Origin of the sequence: Pseudonocardia alni, from assembly GCF_002813375.1 — a bacterium.
Classification (GTDB): domain Bacteria; phylum Actinomycetota; class Actinomycetes; order Mycobacteriales; family Pseudonocardiaceae; genus Pseudonocardia; species Pseudonocardia alni.
In genome coordinates, this window is sequence record NZ_PHUJ01000003.1 from 410,646 (window position 1) to 427,733 (window position 17,088).

Below are 17,088 nucleotides of genomic sequence, written 5' to 3' on the forward strand. Positions count from 1 at the left end.
CGCCCGACCTCTCCCGGGTCGGGCGGGCGGTGCCGGCGCCTGACGCGGCCCCGGGTCGCGACCGAGGAGAGCTGGGCAGATGCACGACGGACCCGTGGCCATCGCGACCGCACCCGAGGACGCCGCCGAGGAGGCCGACCACCGGCAGGCGGCGGACCTCCTCCCGCCGGAGGTGCTGGCCGCGGCCGTCGCAGGCGACGAGCGCGCGGTCGCGCTGCTCCTGGCCAAGGTGCACCCCCAGGTGGAGCGCTTCTGCCGGGCCCGGCTGGGCCGGCGCGAGACGATCCTCGGCTCGGCCGACGACGTCGCGCAGGACGTCTGCATGGCCGTGCTCTCCGTGCTCCCGACCTACCGGCCGTCGGGGATGTCGTTCCGGGCGTTCGTGTTCGGCATCGCCCGGCACAAGGTCGCCGACGCGTTCCGGGCGATGGCCCGCAACCGCTGCGACGCCGTCGAGGAGCTCCCCGAGCGGTTCAGCCGCGAGGACGACCCGGAGCAGGTCGTGCTCGACGCCGAGCGCAACGACCGCCTGTCCGAGCTCATGGGCCTGCTCGGCCCGCGCCAGGTCGAGATCCTCACGCTGCGCATCGCGGTCGGGCTGAGCGCGGAGGAGACCGCCGACGCGCTCGGCTCCACCCCCGGCGCGGTCCGCGTCGCCCAGCACCGCGCGCTGCAGCGGCTGCGACGCGAGCTCGAGGACCGCGCGTCCCGCCGGGCCGGCGTCCGGGTCGTCGCCGTCCCCGTCCCGCGGACCCCCGTCCGCACCCCCCGCGTCCTCGTCCCCGCGCCGCGGACCCCCCTCGACGCCCCGCTGCCGGTCGCGGTCTGACCGGAGCGAGACGGCGGACCCGCCGACCCTCCGGTCGACCCCCCGGACCGGGAGCACGGCGGGACCCGCAGACGGCCGGTGCCGGTGCGCTCGGGCGCGCACCGGCACCGGCCGTCCCCTCCTCCGGGTGCCGGTAACCTGGCACGACCGGCCTCCCGCGGCGTCCCCACGCCGCGCGGCCTACGGTGTGGCGCGGGCGCAGGGCGCCCGCCCCGTCGCCGACCCGTCGCCAGCCGTACCCGTCACGAGAGACCCACCGGTGCAGACCCACGAGATCGTCCGTCGTTACACCGCCCACTTCGAGAGCAACGGGCACACGCCCGTCCCCAGCGCCTCACTGATCCTCGAGGATCCGCAGCTGCTGTTCGTCAACGCGGGCATGGTGCAGTTCAAGCCGTACTTCCTCGGCGACGTCCCCGCGCCCTACCCGCGCGCGACGTCGATCCAGAAGTGCGTCCGCACCCCGGACATCGACGAGGTCGGCAAGACCACCCGGCACACCACGTTCTTCCAGATGGCCGGGAACTTCTCCTTCGGCGACTACTTCAAGCGCGGCGCCATCGAGTTCGCCTGGTCGCTGATCACCCGCAGCCAGGACGAGGGCGGCTACGGCTTCGACCCCGAGATCATCTGGGTCACCGTCTACCACGACGACGACGAGGCCATCGCGCTCTGGAAGGAGATCGCCGGCCTGCCCGAGGAGCGCATCCAGCGCCGCGGCGGCGACGACAACTACTGGGACATGGGCGTCCCCGGCCCCGGCGGCCCCTGCTCGGAGATCTACGTCGACCGCGGCCCGGAGTTCGGCGCCGAGGGCGGCCCCGAGGCCGACGAGGACCGCTACCTCGAGATCTGGAACCTCGTCTTCATGCAGGACGAGCGCGGCGCGCTGTCCCCGAAGAAGGGGCACCCCCCGATCGGCACCCTGCCGCACAAGAACATCGACACCGGGATGGGTGTTGAGCGGGTCGCGTTCCTGCTCCAGGGCGTCAACAACGTCTACGAGACCGACCTCGTCCGCCCGGTCATCGCCAAGGCCGAGGAGCTGTCCGGGAAGCGCTACGGCGCGGGTGGCCCGGACGGCGAGATCGACGACGTGCGCTTCCGCGTCATCGCCGACCACGCCCGCTCGTCGCTGATGATCGTCGGCGACGGCGTCACCCCCGGCAACGAGGGCCGCGGCTACGTGCTGCGCCGGCTGCTGCGCCGCATCGTGCGCTCGGCCCGGCTGCTCGGCGTCACCGGGCCGTGCCTGGGCGAGTTCGCCGCCGTCGTCCGCGACACCATGGCGCCGACCTACCCCGAGCTCGCCACCGACTTCGAGCGGATCTCCGCGGTCATCCGGGCCGAGGAGGACACCTTCCGCGCCACGCTGACCGCCGGCGAGCGGATCTTCGAGGGCGCGGTGTCCCGCGCCCGTTCCGCCGGCAGCGACACCCTGCCCGGCGACCAGGCGTTCGCGCTGCACGACACCTACGGCTTCCCGATCGACCTGACGCTGGAGATGGCCGCCGAGGCCGGGCTGTCCGTCGACCGGGAGCGCTTCACCGCGCTCATGGACGAGCAGCGCTCGCGGGCCAAGGCCGACGCCGCCGGGCGCAAGGTCGGCTTCGTCGACGCCTCGGTCTACCGCGCCGTCCTCGACACCCACGGCGCCACCGACTTCCTCGGCTACCAGACGCTGCAGTCGGAGTCCCGCGTCGTCGGGCTGCTGCGCGACGGCGCCACCGTGCCCGCCGCCCACGAGGGCGAGCAGGTCGAGGTGCTGCTCGACCGCACCCCGTTCTACGCCGAGGCGGGCGGCCAGCAGGCCGACACCGGCCTGCTGCGCGGCGCGTCCTTCGAGGTCCGGGTCGACGACGTCCAGTCCCCGGTGGCCGGGCTGCGGGTGCACCGCGGCGTCGTCACCGCCGGCACCGTGACCCTCGACGCCGAGGTCGTCGCCGAGGTCGACCGCACCCGCCGGTCCGCGATCTCGCGCGCGCACACCGCCACCCACCTCGTGCACGCCGGGGTCCGCGGCGCGCTCGGCAGCGCCGCCGCCCAGGCCGGGTCGCTCAACGCCCCGGGCCGGCTGCGGTTCGACTTCACCTCCCCGACCGGGGCCGTGCCGCCCGCGGCGCTGGTCGAGATCGAGGAGGAGGTCAACTCCGTGCTCCAGGAGGACCGGGAGATCCAGACCTACGAGACCTCCATCGACGAGGCCCGCACGCTCGGCGCGATGATGCTGTTCGGTGAGAAGTACGGCGACCGCGTGCGCGTCGTCGACATGGGCGACTACTCGCGCGAGCTGTGCGGTGGCACCCACGTCGGGCGCACCGGCGAGCTCGGCCTGGTCCGGGTGCTGTCCGAGGCCTCCATCGGCTCCGGGGTGCGCCGCGTCGAGGCGCTGGTCGGGCTGGACGCCTTCAAGCACGCCACCACCGAGCACCTGCTGGTCAACCAGCTCGCCGACCAGCTCAAGGCCCGCCCGGAGGAGCTGCCGGAGCGGATCAACGGGATCGTCGAGCGGCTGCGGACCGCCGAGCGCGACCTGGAGAAGCACCGCGCCGACGCCGTCCTGGCCTCGGCCGGGGCGCTCGCCCAGCAGGCCGAGGACCTCGACGGGACCGCCCTGGTCGCCGTCACCGCTCCCGACGGTGTCGGTGGCAACGACCTGCGGACCCTCGCCGCCGACGTCCGGGGCAAGCTGGGCGACCGGCCCGGCGTGGTCGTGCTGTTCGGCGTCGACGGGGAGAAGGTGTCCTTCGTCGTCGCCACCACGAAGGCGGCCCGGGACAACGGGATCGCCGCCGGGAAGCTGATCGGGGAGTTCGCCGCGGCCGTCGGCGGGCGCGGCGGCGGCAAGCCCGACCTCGCCCAGGGCGGTGGCACCGACCCGGCCGGGATCGACGCCGCGGTGCAGAAGCTGCGCGCCGCGCTGCGTCCGTGACCCTCACCCGCGGGCGGCGCCTGGGCATCGACGTCGGCGCCGTCCGCGTCGGGGTCGCCCTGTGCGACCCGGACGGGATCCTCGCGACCCCGGTCGAGACCGTGCCCCGCGACGCCGAGGGCGGCGCCGACGTGCGCCGGATCGCCGCGCTGGTGGCCGAGCACGACGTCGTCGGCGTCGTGCTCGGGCTGCCCCGGAACCTGCGCGGCGAGGACGGTCCGGCCGCCGTCGCCGCACGGGAGTTCGCCGCCGCGCTGGAGGCGGGGCTCGCCGCGGCCGGGTGCGCGGTCCCGATCGAGCTGACCGACGAGCGGATGACGACCGTCGTCGCGACCCGGCAGCTGGCCGGGCGCGGCGTGCGCGGCCGCAAGCAGCGTGCGGTCATCGACCAGCAGGCCGCGGTGGCCATCCTGCAGGGCTGGCTGGATACCACCCGCGGAACCTGATCACCGTGACCGGGGGTGACCACGGGCCGGGTCCGCGGCGGATACCCTCGAGCCCGTGACCGGCGCCGGCGAGAACGACGTGACGTCCCGGGGCCCGATGTGAGCGTGACCGCGGGGCCCGTACGACACCGTCCGACCCCGGTGCACTTCCGGCGGCGGCGGCTCGCCCTGCTGGGGTCGGCGTTGCTGGCCGGCGCGGTACTCGTCGCCGTCGGCCTGTACCTGCGCGGCGCCGACGACTACGCCGGTTCCGGGAGTGGATCGGTCGTGGTGCTGGTGGAGTCGGGCGACTCCACCAGCGCGATCGGGGAGACCCTGGTCGGGCTGGACGTGGTGAAGTCCCGGGCCGCGTTCGTCGAGGCCGCCGCCGAGGAGCCCGACATCCAGCGGGTCCAGCCCGGTTACTACGAGCTGCGATCGCAGATGTCCGGCGACTCCGCGGTGGAGGGGCTGCTCGACCCGGAGCGGCGCGTCGGGTTCTTCGACGTCAAGGGCGGCGTCCAGCTCGACGACACCCGCGCCCCGGACGGCACCGTCTCCCCGGGCGTGCTGTCCCAGATCTCCCGCGCCACCTGCCTCGGCACCGCGGACGGGGACGCCCGCTGCACCGACGTCGACGCGCTGCGCGCCGCGATGGCCGACGCCGACCCGGCCTCGATCGCCGTCCCCGAATGGGCCCGCGCGGGCTACCGGGCGGCCGCCCCCGAACGGCGGATGGAGGGACTGGTCGCCCCCGGGCCGTACGACCTGGACCCGCGCGGCACCCCGGAGCAGGTGCTGCGCCAGGTGCTCACCGCGTCGGCGACCAGGCTGGAGGCCGCCGGGCTGGGCGGGGAGAACGCCTACCGCACCCTCGTCCTCGCCTCCGTCGTGGAGAAGGAGGCGCTCTTCCCCGACATGCCGAAGGTGGCCCGGGTGATCGAGAACCGGCTCGCGGTGAACCAGCGCCTGGAGATGGACTCCACCGTCAACTACCCGCTCGACGTGCAGGCGCTGCGCACCACGGCCGAGGCCCGCAGCACCCCCGGGCCGTACAACACCTACCTCAACACCGGGCTGCCGCCGACGCCCGTCGCCTCGGTGTCCACCGCGGCGCTGTCGGCCGCGGAGTCCCCGGCCGCGGGCCCGTGGCTGTTCTTCGTGCGGTGCACCACCGAGGGCGCCTCCTGCTTCGCCACGACCTACCCCGAGCACCTCGGCAACGTCGACCGCGCCCGCGCCGCCGGAGCGTTCTGACCCATCACCGGGCGCGCATGCAACCTGGGCCCAACCCGTGACGGCGCTCACCCCCCGCCGGTAGACCGGGCCCTGACAGCGACGTCAGGCGAGAGGAGCCAGCGATGCGTGCGGTCGTCTACCGGGGGCCCGGGGACCTCGATATCACCGACGTGCCCGAGGGCGAGGTGGGTCCCGGCGAGGTCCGTCTCCAGGTCGGGTTCAACGGCATCTGCGGCTCGGACCTGCACGAGTACTACGCGGGCCCGATCTTCATCCCGAACGGGGAGAAGCACCCGCTGACCGGCCGCGAGCTGCCGCTGACCCTCGGCCACGAGTTCTCCGGCACCGTCGTCGAGATCGGGGCCGGCGTCGAGGGCGTCGCCGAGGGCGACCGGGTCGCGGTGATGCCGCTCTACACCTGCGGGACCTGCTCACGCTGTTCCGAGGGCCGCTACAACGTGTGCGCGCAGATCGGCTTCCACGGTCTGATGGCCGACGGCGGCATGGCCGAGACGACCGTCGTCCCGGCGCACATGCTGCACCCGCTGCCGGAGAACGTGTCGCTGGAGATGGGCGCGCTCGTCGAACCCATGGCCGTGGCCTACCACGCGGCCGAGCTCGGCGGGGTGAACCCGGGCGACACGGCGCTGGTGTTCGGCGCCGGGCCGATCGGGATCGGCCTGTGGTTCGCGCTGCGCGGCATGGGCGTGGAGGACGTCCGCGTCGTCGAGCCGTCGGCGACCCGGCGCGGCGCGATCGAGCGGCTCGGCGCGCACACCCTCGACCCGACCGCCCAGGACGTACCGGCGATCGTGGCAGACCTGACGAACGGCCGCGGCGCCGACGCCTGCTACGACGCCGCGGGGGTGGCCCCGGCCGTCGCGACCGCGCTGGAATCGCTGGGGGCGGGCCGCCCGATGGTGAGCGTCGCGATCTACGAGACGCCGCTGGTGACCCCGCTGCTCAACCTGGTCCTCGGGGAGTCCCGCATCCAGGGCTCGCTCTGCTACACCCACTCCGACTACCGGGCGGTGATCGAGCTGATGGCGAAGGGTCACTACGACACCACCGGCTGGATGGAGAAGATCGCCATGCGCGACGTCGTCGAGGAGGGCTTCGAGGCGCTGCACGCGGGCCGGAAGATGAAGGTCCTGGTCGACCCGTCCCTGGCCTGACCCGGGGGTCACTGCCCCCAGAAGCCCTCCGGCGGCCGGGGCGAGGGTGCGGCGCACGCGTCGGTGATGACGCCCGCGCCGCGCCCCAGGGCGCGGGTGTCGGCGTCGTCGAGGACCCGGGCCGGGAACGGGTCCCCGGCCGACCGGCGGGTCACCCCGGGCACCGGCAGCTCCCGGTCCGACGCGGCGAGCACGAGGTTGCCGAACCGGCGTCCGTGCAGCACGTCCGGGGCGGCGACGAGCGCGAGCTCGGCGAACGCCGCCCCGGCCGTCGCGATCTGGCCGGGCAGGAACGGCCAGGGGGCGCCGTCGCCGAGGTTCGCCACGTGCATCCCGGTCGGCGCGAGCACCCGGCGGACGGCGGTGAGGAACTCCGCCGTCGTGACCTGGGCCGGGGTACGGGCCCCGGCGAACACGTCGACGACCACGACGTCGAACGACGCGGGCGCGAACCGGCCGAGGGTGGCGCGCGCCTCCCCCGTGACCACGGCCAGCCCGTCGGCGACCCCCGGGCCCGGCAGCCGGTGCGCGACCAGGGCGGCCAGCTCACCGTCGAGCTCGACGACGGTCTGGGCCGACCCGGGGCGGGTCGCGGCGACGTAGCGGGCCAGCGTCCACGCCCCGCCGCCCAGGTGCAGTACCCGCAGCGGCACCGCGGGCGGCGCGGCGAGGTCGACGAGGTGGGCGATCCGGCGGACGTACTCGAACTCGAGGTGCTCGGGGTCGTCGAGGTCCACATGGGACTGGGCCGTCCCGTCGAGCAGCAGCGTCCACGACGACGGCCGCGCCGCGTCCTGCACCAGCTCGGCGACACCGTGGTCGACCTCGGCGCGGACCACCGCCCCGGCCCGGCGGTCACCCTGCGGCGCTCTGGAACCCATTCCGGTCATCCTGCCCGCGCCGGGCGGGTTGTCCACAGGCGGGCAACCCGTCGTTCCGGAGGGCCCGGCCCGGCCCAGGATCGAGGCATGGTCACCGTCACCGTCGCTGCTCCCGTCCTGGTCGCCGCCGTCCTCGGCGGGGGCGCCGGCGTCGCGACCCGGCGGTGGCTGGCCCGGCTGCCGCGCGGCGCACCGGTGCCGGCCGGGTGGTGCGAGGCGGGGCTGGCGCTGTGCGGGGCGGTGACGGCGGGGCTGGTCGTCTCGGGGCTGCTCGACCCGCGGTGGACGGCGCTGCTCGCGGTGCTGTCCTGGCTGGCCGTGGCGGGATCCGCGACCGACCTGCTGGTGCGGCGGCTGCCGAACGCGCTCACCCTGCCCGCGCTCGCGCTGGTGCCCGCGGCGCTCGTGCCGGCCGGGGGTGCCGCGGTGGGGCGCGGCCTGGCCGGGGCGGTGCTGCTCGGCGGGGCCTACCTGGTGGTGCACCTGGTCTCGCCGCGGGCGATGGGCGGCGGCGACGTGAAGCTCGCCGGCCCGGTGGGCGCCGCGGCCGCCGGTGCGGGATGGGCGGTGCTGCCGGTGGTCGCGGTGCTGGCCGCGGTCGTCTCGGCGGCGGTGGCGCTCGTCGCGGTCGGGGCCGGGCGGGCCGGGTGGGGGAGCAGGCTGCCGCACGGCCCGGTCCTGCTCGGTGCGGCACTGGCGGTCGTGGTGCCCGCGGTCGTGGTGCTGTCGGGGGTCCGGATCCCCGGGTGAGAGGATGGTCGCCGTGCTGCGATGGATCACCGCCGGGGAGTCCCACGGTCCGGCCCTGGTGGGCGTGCTGGAGGGCATGGTCGCCGGGGTCTCGGTCACCACCAAGGAGCTGCAGGCCGAGCTGGCCCGCCGCAAGCTCGGCTACGGCCGCAGCCCGCGGATGGCGTTCGAGGCCGACGAGCTGGAGGTCATCGGCGGCCTGCGGCACGGCCTCACGCAGGGCGGGCCGGTCGCGGTCCGCATCGCCAACACCGAGTGGCCCAAGTGGGAGACGGTGATGGCCGCCGACCCGGTGGACCCGGAGCTGATCGCGCACCGCGCCCGCAACGCGCCGCTGACCCGGCCCCGTCCCGGCCACGCCGACCTCGCCGGCATGACCAAGTACGGCTTCGACGAGGCCCGCCCGGTCCTGGAGCGCGCCAGCGCACGCGAGACCGCCGCCCGCGTCGTGCTCGGCACCGTCGCCAAGGCGTTCCTGCAGCAGGCCCTCGGCGTGACGATCGTGTCCCACGTCGTGGGCATCGGCGCCGTCGACGCCCCGGACGACGAGCCGCTGCCCGGCCCCGCCGATCTCGACCGCATCGACGCCAACCCGGTGCGCGCCTTCACCGACGCCACCGGCGCCGCGATGGCCGCCGAGATCGACGCCGCGCACGAGGCGGGCGACACCCTCGGCGGGGTCATCGAGGTCATCGCCTACGGGATGCCGGTCGGCGTCGGCACCTACGTGCAGGCCGACCGCCGGCTCGACGCCCGGCTCGCCGCCGCGCTGATGGGCATCCAGGCGATGAAGGGCGTCGAGATCGGCGACGGCTTCCGCACCGCGCACCGCCGCGGCTCCGTCGCCCATGACGAGATGGTCCCCGCCGGTTCGCCCGGGCAGGGTCCGGCGGGCACCGTGCCGGTCACCCGGCTCACCAACCGGGCCGGCGGCATCGAGGGCGGCATGACCAACGGTGAGCCGGTCCGGGTCCGCGTCGCGATGAAGCCCATCTCCACCGTCCCCCGGGCGCTGCGCACCATCGACACCACCACCGGCGAGGAGGCCACCGCCATCCACCAGCGCTCCGACGCCTGCGCCGTGCCGCGTGCCGGGGTCGTCGTCGAGACGATGGTGGCGCTGGTGCTGGCCCAGGCCGCACTGGAGAAGTTCGGCGGCGACTCGCTCGACGAGACCCGCCGCAACCTGGCCTCCTACCTGGCGGGGCAGCGGTGACCGCGCCGGCCCCCACCCCGGCCCCCGACGCCGAGGGCCGCCCCTGGGTGGTGCTCGTCGGCCCGCCCGGGTCCGGGAAGAGCACGGTCGGCTCGCTGCTCGCGCAGCGGCTCGGGCTGAACTTCGCCGACACCGACGCCGCAATCGTCGCCCGCATCGGCAAGCCGATCGCGGAGATGTTCGTGCAGGAGGGCGAGGCCGCGTTCCGCGCGCTGGAGCGCGAGGTCGTCGCGGAGGAGCTGCGCGCCGGGCACGGCGTCCTCGCCCTCGGCGGCGGCTCCGTGCTGGCCGCCGAGACCCGCGCCCTGCTCGCGGGGCACCGCGTGGTCGCCCTCGAGGTGGACCTCGCCGACGGGATGCGCCGCACCGGGATGTCCACCGCGCGCCCGCTGCTGGCCGGGGTGAACCCGCGGGCGACGTTCCGGGCGCTGCTCGCCGAGCGGGCCCCGCTCTACGCCGAGGTCGCCACCGTGGCGGTCACGACGGTGCGCCGCAGCCCCAACCAGGTCGTCGCCGCCGTGCTGGCCGAGCTCGGGCACGGCCCGTCCGCGCTGCCCGAGGCCTCCCCGGACGCCGCCGACCCGTTCGACCGGCCCACCCCGCGCCAGGACTCGACACTGCCGGCGCCCGGCTTCGGCTCGCCGCAGCACGGGGCCGGCACCGAGCGGGCGGAGGCCTGATGACGTCCACACCGTCCGGCACGCTGCCCGACACCTCCGGCACCACCGAGTCCGACGGCTCGGTCCGCATCGACGTCCGCACCGAGCAGCCCTATCCGGTGCTCGTCGGCGCCGGGGTGGCCGCGCGGCTGGCCGAGGTCGTCGTCGGTACCGGGGCCGGCCGGGTCCTCGTGCTGCACCCGCCGACGCTCGCCGACCGCGCCGGTGCCGCCCGCGCCGAGCTGGAGGCCGCCGGGCTGGCCGCGGTCACCCACGAGGTGCCCGACGCCGAGGACGGCAAGTCCCTGGCCTCGCTGGCCGACTGCTGGGACGCCTGTGCCCGTGCCGCGCTGACCCGGGCCGACGTGGTCGTCGGGTTCGGCGGGGGAGCGGTCACCGACCTGGCGGGGTTCGTCGCCGCGACCTGGATGCGCGGGGTACGGGTCGTGCACGTCCCGACCACGCTGCTCGCGATGGTCGACGCCGCCGTCGGCGGGAAGACCGGCATCAACACCGCCGCCGGGAAGAACCTGGTGGGCGCCTTCCACGAGCCGTCCGCGGTGCTCGTCGACCTCGACACGCTGCGCACGCTGCCGCGTCCCGAGCTCGTCGCCGGGTCCGCGGAGGTGTGGAAGGCCGGGTTCATCGCCGACCCGGTCATCCTCGACCGCGTCCGCGCCGACCCGGCCGCCGCGCTGGACCCGGCCGGGCCGGTGCTCGGCGAGCTGGTGCGCCGCGCGATCCGGGTGAAGGCCGACGTCGTCGGGGCGGACCTGCGCGAGTCGCACCTGCGGGAGATCCTCAACTACGGCCACACCCTCGGCCACGCCGTGGAGCGCCGCGAGCGCTACCGGTGGCGGCACGGCAACGCCGTCGCGGTCGGCCTGGTGTTCGCCGCCGAGCTGGCCCGCGCCGCGGGGCGGCTCGACGACGCCACCGCCGACCTGCACCGCGAGGTGCTGGAGCTGGTCGGGCTGCCGACGCGCTACGAGCCCGGCGTGCTCGACGAGCTGACCGAGACCATGCGCGGGGACAAGAAGTCCCGGGCCGGGACGCTGCGCTTCGTCGTGCTCGACGGCCTCGCCGAGCCGGGGCGGCTGGAGGGCCCGGACCCGGCGCTGCTGGAGACCGCGTACGCCGCGATCTCCGGCTGAGACCGCGGTCGGTACACCTCAGCCGAGGGCGGGGTGGGTACGCGACCCGAATGCCTGCACGAGCAGCAGCACCCCTGCGGCCAGGGCGAACGCCCCGACCAGCCACAGCATCGCGAGGATGCCGGACGCCGGCCACACGAGCAGCAGGACGCCGAACAGCACGTCGAGCACGGCCCGTCCGGCGACCCACCCCCACGGACCGCCGTGCCGGCGGACCTCGTTGGCCGAGACCGCGGTGACGACTCCGGCGACGATCGCCCAGAACGCGACCACGTACAGGAAGAACAGCGCCGCGGTCCCGGGCAGCGCGAAGGCCGCCAGACCGGCGACGGCCGACACCACGCCCTGCGCGACGGCCCAGCCCCAGCCGGGGCGCTCGCCCCGGTGCCGGATCCCGAGCACGACCGCGACGACGCCGTCGACCAGCGCGTACGCGGCGAAGACGTAGATCAGCACCAGCAGGGCCAGGCCAGGGGTCACCAGCACGGCCAGCCCGAACAGCAGGACCAGGACACCGCGGAGTACGACGAGTCCGCGGACCCCGTGTGATGTGGCGTCCTCGGCGGTGGGCGCCCGTCCCGTTCCGTCACTCGCGTCGACCATGGTCGTGCTCCGTCCGGGTGGAGGGGTTGTGGCGGGTAACGGTCCCACCCGCACCGGAGCCGCGACCGGGGCGAAGGTCCCCCCCGTGGCACCGGCGCTCCGGCGCGGATCGCGGTGGGGGCCGTGGGAGAGGATGACCGGGTGCGCGACGTGATCCGGGACGGCCTGCGACGGCTCCGTGAGCTCCCCGCCCGGTCGTCCCTGGTGGGGCACGCCCGCCGGGCCGCCGACCGCTACCGCCACCAGCGCGGCAACCACCTGTCCGCCGCGGTCGCGTTCTACACCGTGATCGCGGCGGTGCCGCTGCTGCTCGTCCTGTTCTTCGCCCTCGGGCTGCTCGTGTTCTGGCGCACCACCTCCCGCGACGACCTGGTCCTCGCCGTCGAGGCGGCGTTCCCGGCCGGGCTGACCGGCGCCGTCGCCCCCGCCGTGGAGGCCGCCGCCGACCGCAGCCGGTCGCTCGTCGGGATCGGTGCGCTCGGGGTGCTGTGGGCCGGGTCGACGTGGACGTCGTACCTGCGGGAGGCGCTGTCGGCGCAGTTCCGGCTGCCCGCCGAGCGGATCGTCTCGCCGCGCCGGGTCCTGTGGGACCTGGGCGCGCTGGCCGTGCTCGGCGTCGCCGTCCTCGCCTCGGTGGTGGTGACGTTCGCCGTGACCGGGCTGGCCGGGTTCACCCTGGAGCTGGTCGGCGTCCGCGACGCGCTCGGCGGCCGGGTCGCGCTGCGGGTGCTCGGCGCCGTCGTGGTGCTGGTCCTGGACTGGGCCGTGTTCTGCTTCGTACTGGCCCGGCTGCCGCGCCGGCCGGTCCCGCCGGGCCGGGTCGTGCGTCCCGCCGCCGTCGGCGCGGTCGCGCTGGAGCTGCTCAAGCTCGGGGTCGCGCTCGTCGTCGGCGCCGTGTCCGACACCGCGGGCGGGGCCGTGTTCGGCACCGTGCTCGCGACGCTGTTCTTCCTGTTCCTGCTGTCGCGGCTGCTGGTGTTCTCCGCGGCGTGGATCGCGACCGACGGGACCGACCCCGCACCCGGGTCGGAGACCGACGTCGTCGAGGACCCGGCACAGCGGGTCCGGTAGCCCCCGCAGGTCCAGCTCGGCGGCGAACAGCGCGTGCAGGGCGACGATCGCCACGTCGGCGGGCGGGTGCCGCGACGCCGCGCGAGAGTCCCGAGCACCGCCGCGTCGCCGGTCCCCTCGCCGAGCACCTCCGCGGCCGGGGTCACGATCCGGCCGTCACGGTCCGACCGTCATGACCCGAACGCGGCCACGAACTGCTCGGCCGAGGTCGCCCGGTAGACGGTGTTGGTGGCCCGCACGTCGTCGAGCGGGGCGTTCGACGCCGGGGAGTACCGGTGCCCCGGGTAGACCGTCGGGTTGCCCTTCAGCGCGGCCAGCTGCTGCAGCGAGTGGTACATCTGCGCGGTGTCGCCGCCCGGGAAGTCGGTGCGCCCGCAGCCCTGCAGGAACAGCGTGTCCCCGGCGACGAGCCGGTCGCCGTCCGGGCCGGGCACCAGGAAGCACTGGCTGCCCGGGGTGTGACCGGGGGTGTGCAGCAGCCGGATCGCGACGTTCCCCACCTCGACGACGTCGTCGTGGTCGTGCGGGGTCAGGTCGGTGGCCGACAGCCCGGTCACCCGCGTCACGTAGTCGGCCTCGGCGCGCTGCACGTGGATCGGCACCGGGTGCGACCCGATCAGCTGCGCGACGCCGACGAGGTCGAAGCCCATCATCGTGCCGCCGACGTGGTCGGGGTGGTGGTGCGTGGCCAGCACCCCGGTCAGGCGCATGCCGTCGGCGTCGAGGGTCGCGAGCAGCTCGTCGGGGGAGTAGGCCGGGTCGACGACGACGGCCTCGCGGGTCTCGTCGTCGCCGATCAGGTACGAGAAGTTGACCATCTGGGTGGCCACCGGGTCACCCACGGCGTAGTCCTGGCCCGACAGCAGCTGGCGGAAGTAGAGACCCATGCCGGAGACCCTAGACAGCCGCGACACCGCACATAGGGTTCGGGCCATGTCCCACCCCGCCCGGCGCGACGCCCTGCGCGCCCTGCTCCCCGCCGCCGGACTGGACGCGCTGCTGGTCACCGACCTGATCGACGTCCGGCACCTCACCGGGTTCACCGGCTCCAACGCCGCCGCGGTGATCGCCGCCGACCCGGGCGACGACCTGCTCTGCACCGACGGGCGCTACCGGGTGCAGGCCGCGGAGCAGTGCCCCGACCTGGAGGTCCTCGTCGACCGGCCGAGCGCGCCGGCCGCCGCGGCCCGGGTCCCCGCCGGGCTGACCCTCGGCTACGACTCGGCGACCCTCACCGTCGACGGGCTGGCCGCGGTCCGTGACGCCGTCCCCGGCCGCAGGCTGCGCCGCGCCCCCGGCCTGGCCGGGCGGCTGCGCGCGGTCAAGGACGCCGGCGAGGTCGAGCGGATCGCCGCGGCCTGCGCGCTGGCCGACACCGCGCTGCGCGCCCTGCTCGACGACGGCGGCCTGCGCCCGGGACGCACCGAGGCCGACGTCGCGCTCGACCTCGACGAACGGATGCGCCGCCTGGGCGCCGACGGCCCCGCCTTCGACACCATCCTCGCCGCCGGTCCGCACTCCGCGGTGCCGCACCACCGCCCCACCGGCACCGAGCTGCGTCGCGGCGACCTCGTCAAGATCGACTTCGGGGCGGCGCTGGACGGCTACCACTCCGACACCACGCGCACGTTCTGCCTGGGCCCGGCCGCGGACTGGCAGCGTGAGCTGCACGGCCTGGTCGACGCCGCCGCCGCGGCCGGGCGGGCCGCGCTCGTCGCCGGGGCGTCGGTGACCGCCGTCGACGCGGCCGCCCGGGACGTGATCACCGCCGCCGGGCACGGCGAACGGTTCCCGCACGGCCTCGGCCACGGGGTCGGGCTCGCGGTGCACGAGCCGCCGTGGCTCGGGATCACCGCCACCGGTCGGATCGACGCCGGCAACGTCGTGACCGTCGAGCCGGGCGTCTACCTCGACGGACGGGGCGGGGTGCGGATCGAGGACACCCTGCACGTCGTCGCGGGCGGCCCGGCCGTGCCGCTGACCGGGCTGCCCCGCGAGCTCATCGAGATCTGAGCGCCTCCCGCCACGGCACGGTCGCCCCGATCCGCAGCACCGACCGCTCGTAGACCCGGGCGCCCGCCTTCGCCAGCAGGACCAGCGCCACCAGCATGACCAGGGCCGACCCGGCGACGTGCCAGGCGGTCGCGGACCCGTCGGCGATCATCAGCGGCATCAGCATCGCCGGGAACGGCGGGATCCACGACAGCACGCCGAGCACCGCGGAGTCCGGCGAGCCCAGGAACCAGAACGAGACGCCGTACATCGCGAACAGCAGCATCATCAGCGGCCCGGTGGTGGTGTTGACGTCCTCCTGGCGCGACACGAGGGACCCGGCCGCGGCGTAGAGCACCGCGAAGAACGCGTAGCCGAGGACGAACCAGCCCAGCGCGGCGCCGAACACCCCGAGCGCGGTGCCGGTGATCGTCAGCAGCCCGGTGGCGATCCCGGCGCCGATGCCGACGACGCCGTAGAGCAGCAGCTGGACCAGCCCGACCGCGCCGATGCCCAGCACCTTGCCCCACAGCAGGTGCAGCGGGCGGATCGTCGACAGCAGCAGCTCCACCACGCGGCTGGACTTCTCCTCGACCACGCCCATGGCGACGGTGAGGCCGAAGCCCACGATCTGCATGAACATCACGATCAGCACGGCGAACGACAGCGCGGTGCGCTGCCCGGCCTCGGGGTCGGCAGGATCCAGCGCGTCGACGGTGAGCCCGGCGGGCGGGGTCGCGGCGGCCAGCTCGGCCGGGGTGAGTCCCACCGTCGCCAGCGCGGACGCGGTGGCCCGGTCGGCGAGCGCGGCGTCGAGCACCGCGCGGGTCGCCGACGGCACGTCCGAGTCGACGACGGCGACCGCGCCCGCCGGGCCGTCCGCGGTCAGGGCGACGTCGAGGCCCCCGGCGGCGACGGCGTCGCGCCCGGCGGCCGCGGACGGCACCTCCCGGACCTCGACGGGCAGGCCGAGCCGCTCCCCGGCGGTCGTGACCGCCGCGGCGAGCGAGGCGTCCCCGGCGACCCCGACGGTGGGACGGTCGTCGCCGCCGGAGCCGAACACCGCGTAGGCGACCATGCCGCCGACGATGACCAGAACCATGATCGCGTTGCTGATCCAGAAGCTGCGCTTGTGCACCTGCACCCGGAACTCGCGACGCGCGACGAGCGCGACCGCGCGGTGCGCGGGCAGGGTGGCGGACCCGGTCATGCGACGACCTCCCGGTACAGATCGGTCAGCGACGGCGTGGTGACGGTGAAGCCGCGCACCGGCCCGGTGGCGAGCGCCGCGGCGAGGACCCGCTGGTCGTCGGCGCCGTCGCCGAGCGCCAGGACGGTGCGGCCGCGGTCGTGGGTGAGCACGGTGACCCCGGGCAGGCCCTGCGCCCAGCCGGGTGCGGCGGCGGGGGCGTGGACCTCCAGCCGGGTGCCGCCACCGCGGCGCACCTCGCCGACGGTGCCAACGGTCCGCATCCGGCCGGCCACGAGGATCCCGACCCGGTCGCACAGCCGCTGCACCAGGTCGAGCTGGTGGCTGGAGAACAGCACCGGCACCCCGGCGCGGGCCTTCTCCCGCAGCACCTCGCTCATCACGTCGACGGCGACCGGGTCCAGCCCGGAGAACGGCTCGTCGAGCACCAGCACCGCCGGGTCGTGCACGAGCGCGGCGGCCAGCTGCACCCGCTGCTGGTTGCCCAGGCTGAGCGCGTCGACGGTGTCACCGAGCCGGTGGTCGACACCGAGCTGCTCGGCCCAGCGCAGCACCGCCCGGCGCGCCGCGGCCCGGTCGACGCCGTGCAGCTCGGCCAGGTAGGTGAGCTGCTCGCCGACCTTCATCTTCGGGTACAGCCCGCGCTCCTCGGGCATGTAGCCGATGGTGCGGCGCACGTCGAGATCGACCGGGCGCCCGCCGAGGCGGACCTGCCCGGAGTCCGCCGCCAGCACCCCGAGGGCGATCCGCATCGTCGTCGTCTTCCCGGCGCCGTTGGAGCCGACGAAGCCGAAGATCTCGCCCGGGCGGACGTCGAAGCTCACCCCGTCCAGGGCGACCGTGCCGCCGTAGCGCTTGGTCAGCGCGTCGATCTCGAGCGTCGCGCCGGTGCCGGTCACCGGCCCGGCCCGGAGCTGCTGCTGTGCTGTCATCGGTCCCTCCCCGCTCGTGG

The 17,088-nt window shown here is 75.6% G+C and carries 15 protein-coding genes and 1 pseudogene; 11 read left to right on the forward strand and 5 right to left on the reverse strand.

Annotated elements, in window-relative coordinates; all coding sequences use genetic code 11:
• Positions 1 to 79: 79 nt before the first annotated feature.
• The 5 genes and pseudogenes from shbA to ATL51_RS03135 all read left to right on the forward strand — a co-directional run.
• Positions 80 to 694, forward strand: a pseudogene (gene shbA, locus ATL51_RS03115) (RNA polymerase sigma factor ShbA); the annotation flags it as partial.
• A gap of 394 nt (positions 695 to 1,088) precedes the next feature.
• Entirely contained in the window at positions 1,089 to 3,761 is a 2,673-nt protein-coding gene (gene alaS, locus ATL51_RS03120; protein WP_100877605.1) for an alanine--tRNA ligase, read from the forward strand.
• A complete protein-coding gene (ruvX, locus tag ATL51_RS03125) occupies positions 3,758 to 4,207 on the forward strand; it encodes a Holliday junction resolvase RuvX (protein WP_073574677.1) in 450 nt (149 codons plus the stop codon). The genes alaS and ruvX overlap by 4 nt, the downstream gene beginning before the upstream one ends.
• A gap of 141 nt (positions 4,208 to 4,348) precedes the next feature.
• Positions 4,349 to 5,443 carry an endolytic transglycosylase MltG gene (locus tag ATL51_RS03130; protein ID WP_157818208.1) on the forward strand — a complete coding sequence of 365 codons (1,095 nt, stop codon included), beginning with the start codon at positions 4,349 to 4,351 and terminating at the stop codon, positions 5,441 to 5,443.
• A 104-nt stretch (positions 5,444 to 5,547) separates the two neighbouring features.
• Positions 5,548 to 6,600 carry a 2,3-butanediol dehydrogenase gene (locus ATL51_RS03135; protein WP_100877607.1) on the forward strand — a complete coding sequence of 351 codons (1,053 nt, stop codon included), beginning with the start codon at positions 5,548 to 5,550 and terminating at the stop codon, positions 6,598 to 6,600.
• Between the two features lie 8 nt (positions 6,601 to 6,608).
• Here ATL51_RS03135 and ATL51_RS03140 read toward each other — a convergent pair whose 3' ends face one another.
• Complete coding sequence (locus ATL51_RS03140) at positions 6,609 to 7,481, reverse strand: spermidine synthase (protein ID WP_100877608.1); 873 nt, start codon at positions 7,479 to 7,481, stop codon at positions 6,609 to 6,611.
• Positions 7,482 to 7,568: 87 nt separating this feature from the next.
• Between ATL51_RS03140 and ATL51_RS03145 the strand changes: the two genes are divergently transcribed.
• Genes ATL51_RS03145 through aroB form a run of 4 tightly spaced genes read left to right on the forward strand, consistent with a single transcriptional unit; the run spans position 7,569 to position 11,260 of the window.
• Complete coding sequence (locus ATL51_RS03145) at positions 7,569 to 8,231, forward strand: prepilin peptidase (RefSeq protein WP_100877609.1); 663 nt, start codon at positions 7,569 to 7,571, stop codon at positions 8,229 to 8,231.
• A gap of 13 nt (positions 8,232 to 8,244) precedes the next feature.
• Positions 8,245 to 9,447, forward strand: coding sequence for a chorismate synthase (gene aroC / locus ATL51_RS03150; RefSeq protein WP_073575277.1), 1,203 nt, complete (start codon positions 8,245 to 8,247; stop codon positions 9,445 to 9,447).
• Complete coding sequence (locus ATL51_RS03155; RefSeq protein ID WP_073574681.1) at positions 9,444 to 10,127, forward strand: shikimate kinase; 684 nt, start codon at positions 9,444 to 9,446, stop codon at positions 10,125 to 10,127. The genes aroC and ATL51_RS03155 overlap by 4 nt, the downstream gene beginning before the upstream one ends.
• Positions 10,127 to 11,260 carry a 3-dehydroquinate synthase gene (aroB, locus tag ATL51_RS03160; protein WP_100877610.1) on the forward strand — a complete coding sequence of 378 codons (1,134 nt, stop codon included), beginning with the start codon at positions 10,127 to 10,129 and terminating at the stop codon, positions 11,258 to 11,260. Before ATL51_RS03155 ends, aroB begins: the two co-directional genes overlap by 1 nt.
• An 18-nt stretch (positions 11,261 to 11,278) precedes the next feature.
• Here aroB and ATL51_RS03165 read toward each other — a convergent pair whose 3' ends face one another.
• Positions 11,279 to 11,863, reverse strand: a complete 585-nt coding sequence (locus ATL51_RS03165; RefSeq protein ID WP_100877611.1) for an HdeD family acid-resistance protein — start codon at positions 11,861 to 11,863, stop codon at positions 11,279 to 11,281.
• Positions 11,864 to 12,004: 141 nt separating this feature from the next.
• On the opposite strand from ATL51_RS03165, the gene ATL51_RS03170 reads away from it, so the two are divergent.
• Positions 12,005 to 12,934: a YihY/virulence factor BrkB family protein gene (locus ATL51_RS03170; protein WP_167409953.1), complete on the forward strand. Its 930-nt coding sequence runs from the start codon at positions 12,005 to 12,007 to the stop codon at positions 12,932 to 12,934.
• A gap of 170 nt (positions 12,935 to 13,104) precedes the next feature.
• Here ATL51_RS03170 and ATL51_RS03175 read toward each other — a convergent pair whose 3' ends face one another.
• Positions 13,105 to 13,821, reverse strand: a complete 717-nt coding sequence (locus ATL51_RS03175; RefSeq protein WP_062395645.1) for an MBL fold metallo-hydrolase — start codon at positions 13,819 to 13,821, stop codon at positions 13,105 to 13,107.
• A 46-nt stretch (positions 13,822 to 13,867) separates the two neighbouring features.
• Between ATL51_RS03175 and ATL51_RS03180 the strand changes: the two genes are divergently transcribed.
• Entirely contained in the window at positions 13,868 to 14,947 is a 1,080-nt protein-coding gene (locus ATL51_RS03180) for a M24 family metallopeptidase (RefSeq protein WP_100877613.1), read from the forward strand.
• Here ATL51_RS03180 and ATL51_RS03185 read toward each other — a convergent pair.
• Both ATL51_RS03185 and ATL51_RS03190 read right to left on the reverse strand, forming a co-directional pair.
• Entirely contained in the window at positions 14,934 to 16,136 is a 1,203-nt protein-coding gene (locus ATL51_RS03185) for an ABC transporter permease (RefSeq protein ID WP_100877614.1), read from the reverse strand. The two genes, ATL51_RS03180 and ATL51_RS03185, sit on opposite strands and share 14 nt — an antisense overlap.
• Complete coding sequence (locus ATL51_RS03190; protein WP_100877615.1) at positions 16,133 to 17,068, reverse strand: ABC transporter ATP-binding protein; 936 nt, start codon at positions 17,066 to 17,068, stop codon at positions 16,133 to 16,135. The genes ATL51_RS03185 and ATL51_RS03190 overlap by 4 nt, the downstream gene beginning before the upstream one ends.
• Positions 17,069 to 17,088: the final 20 nt, after the last annotated feature.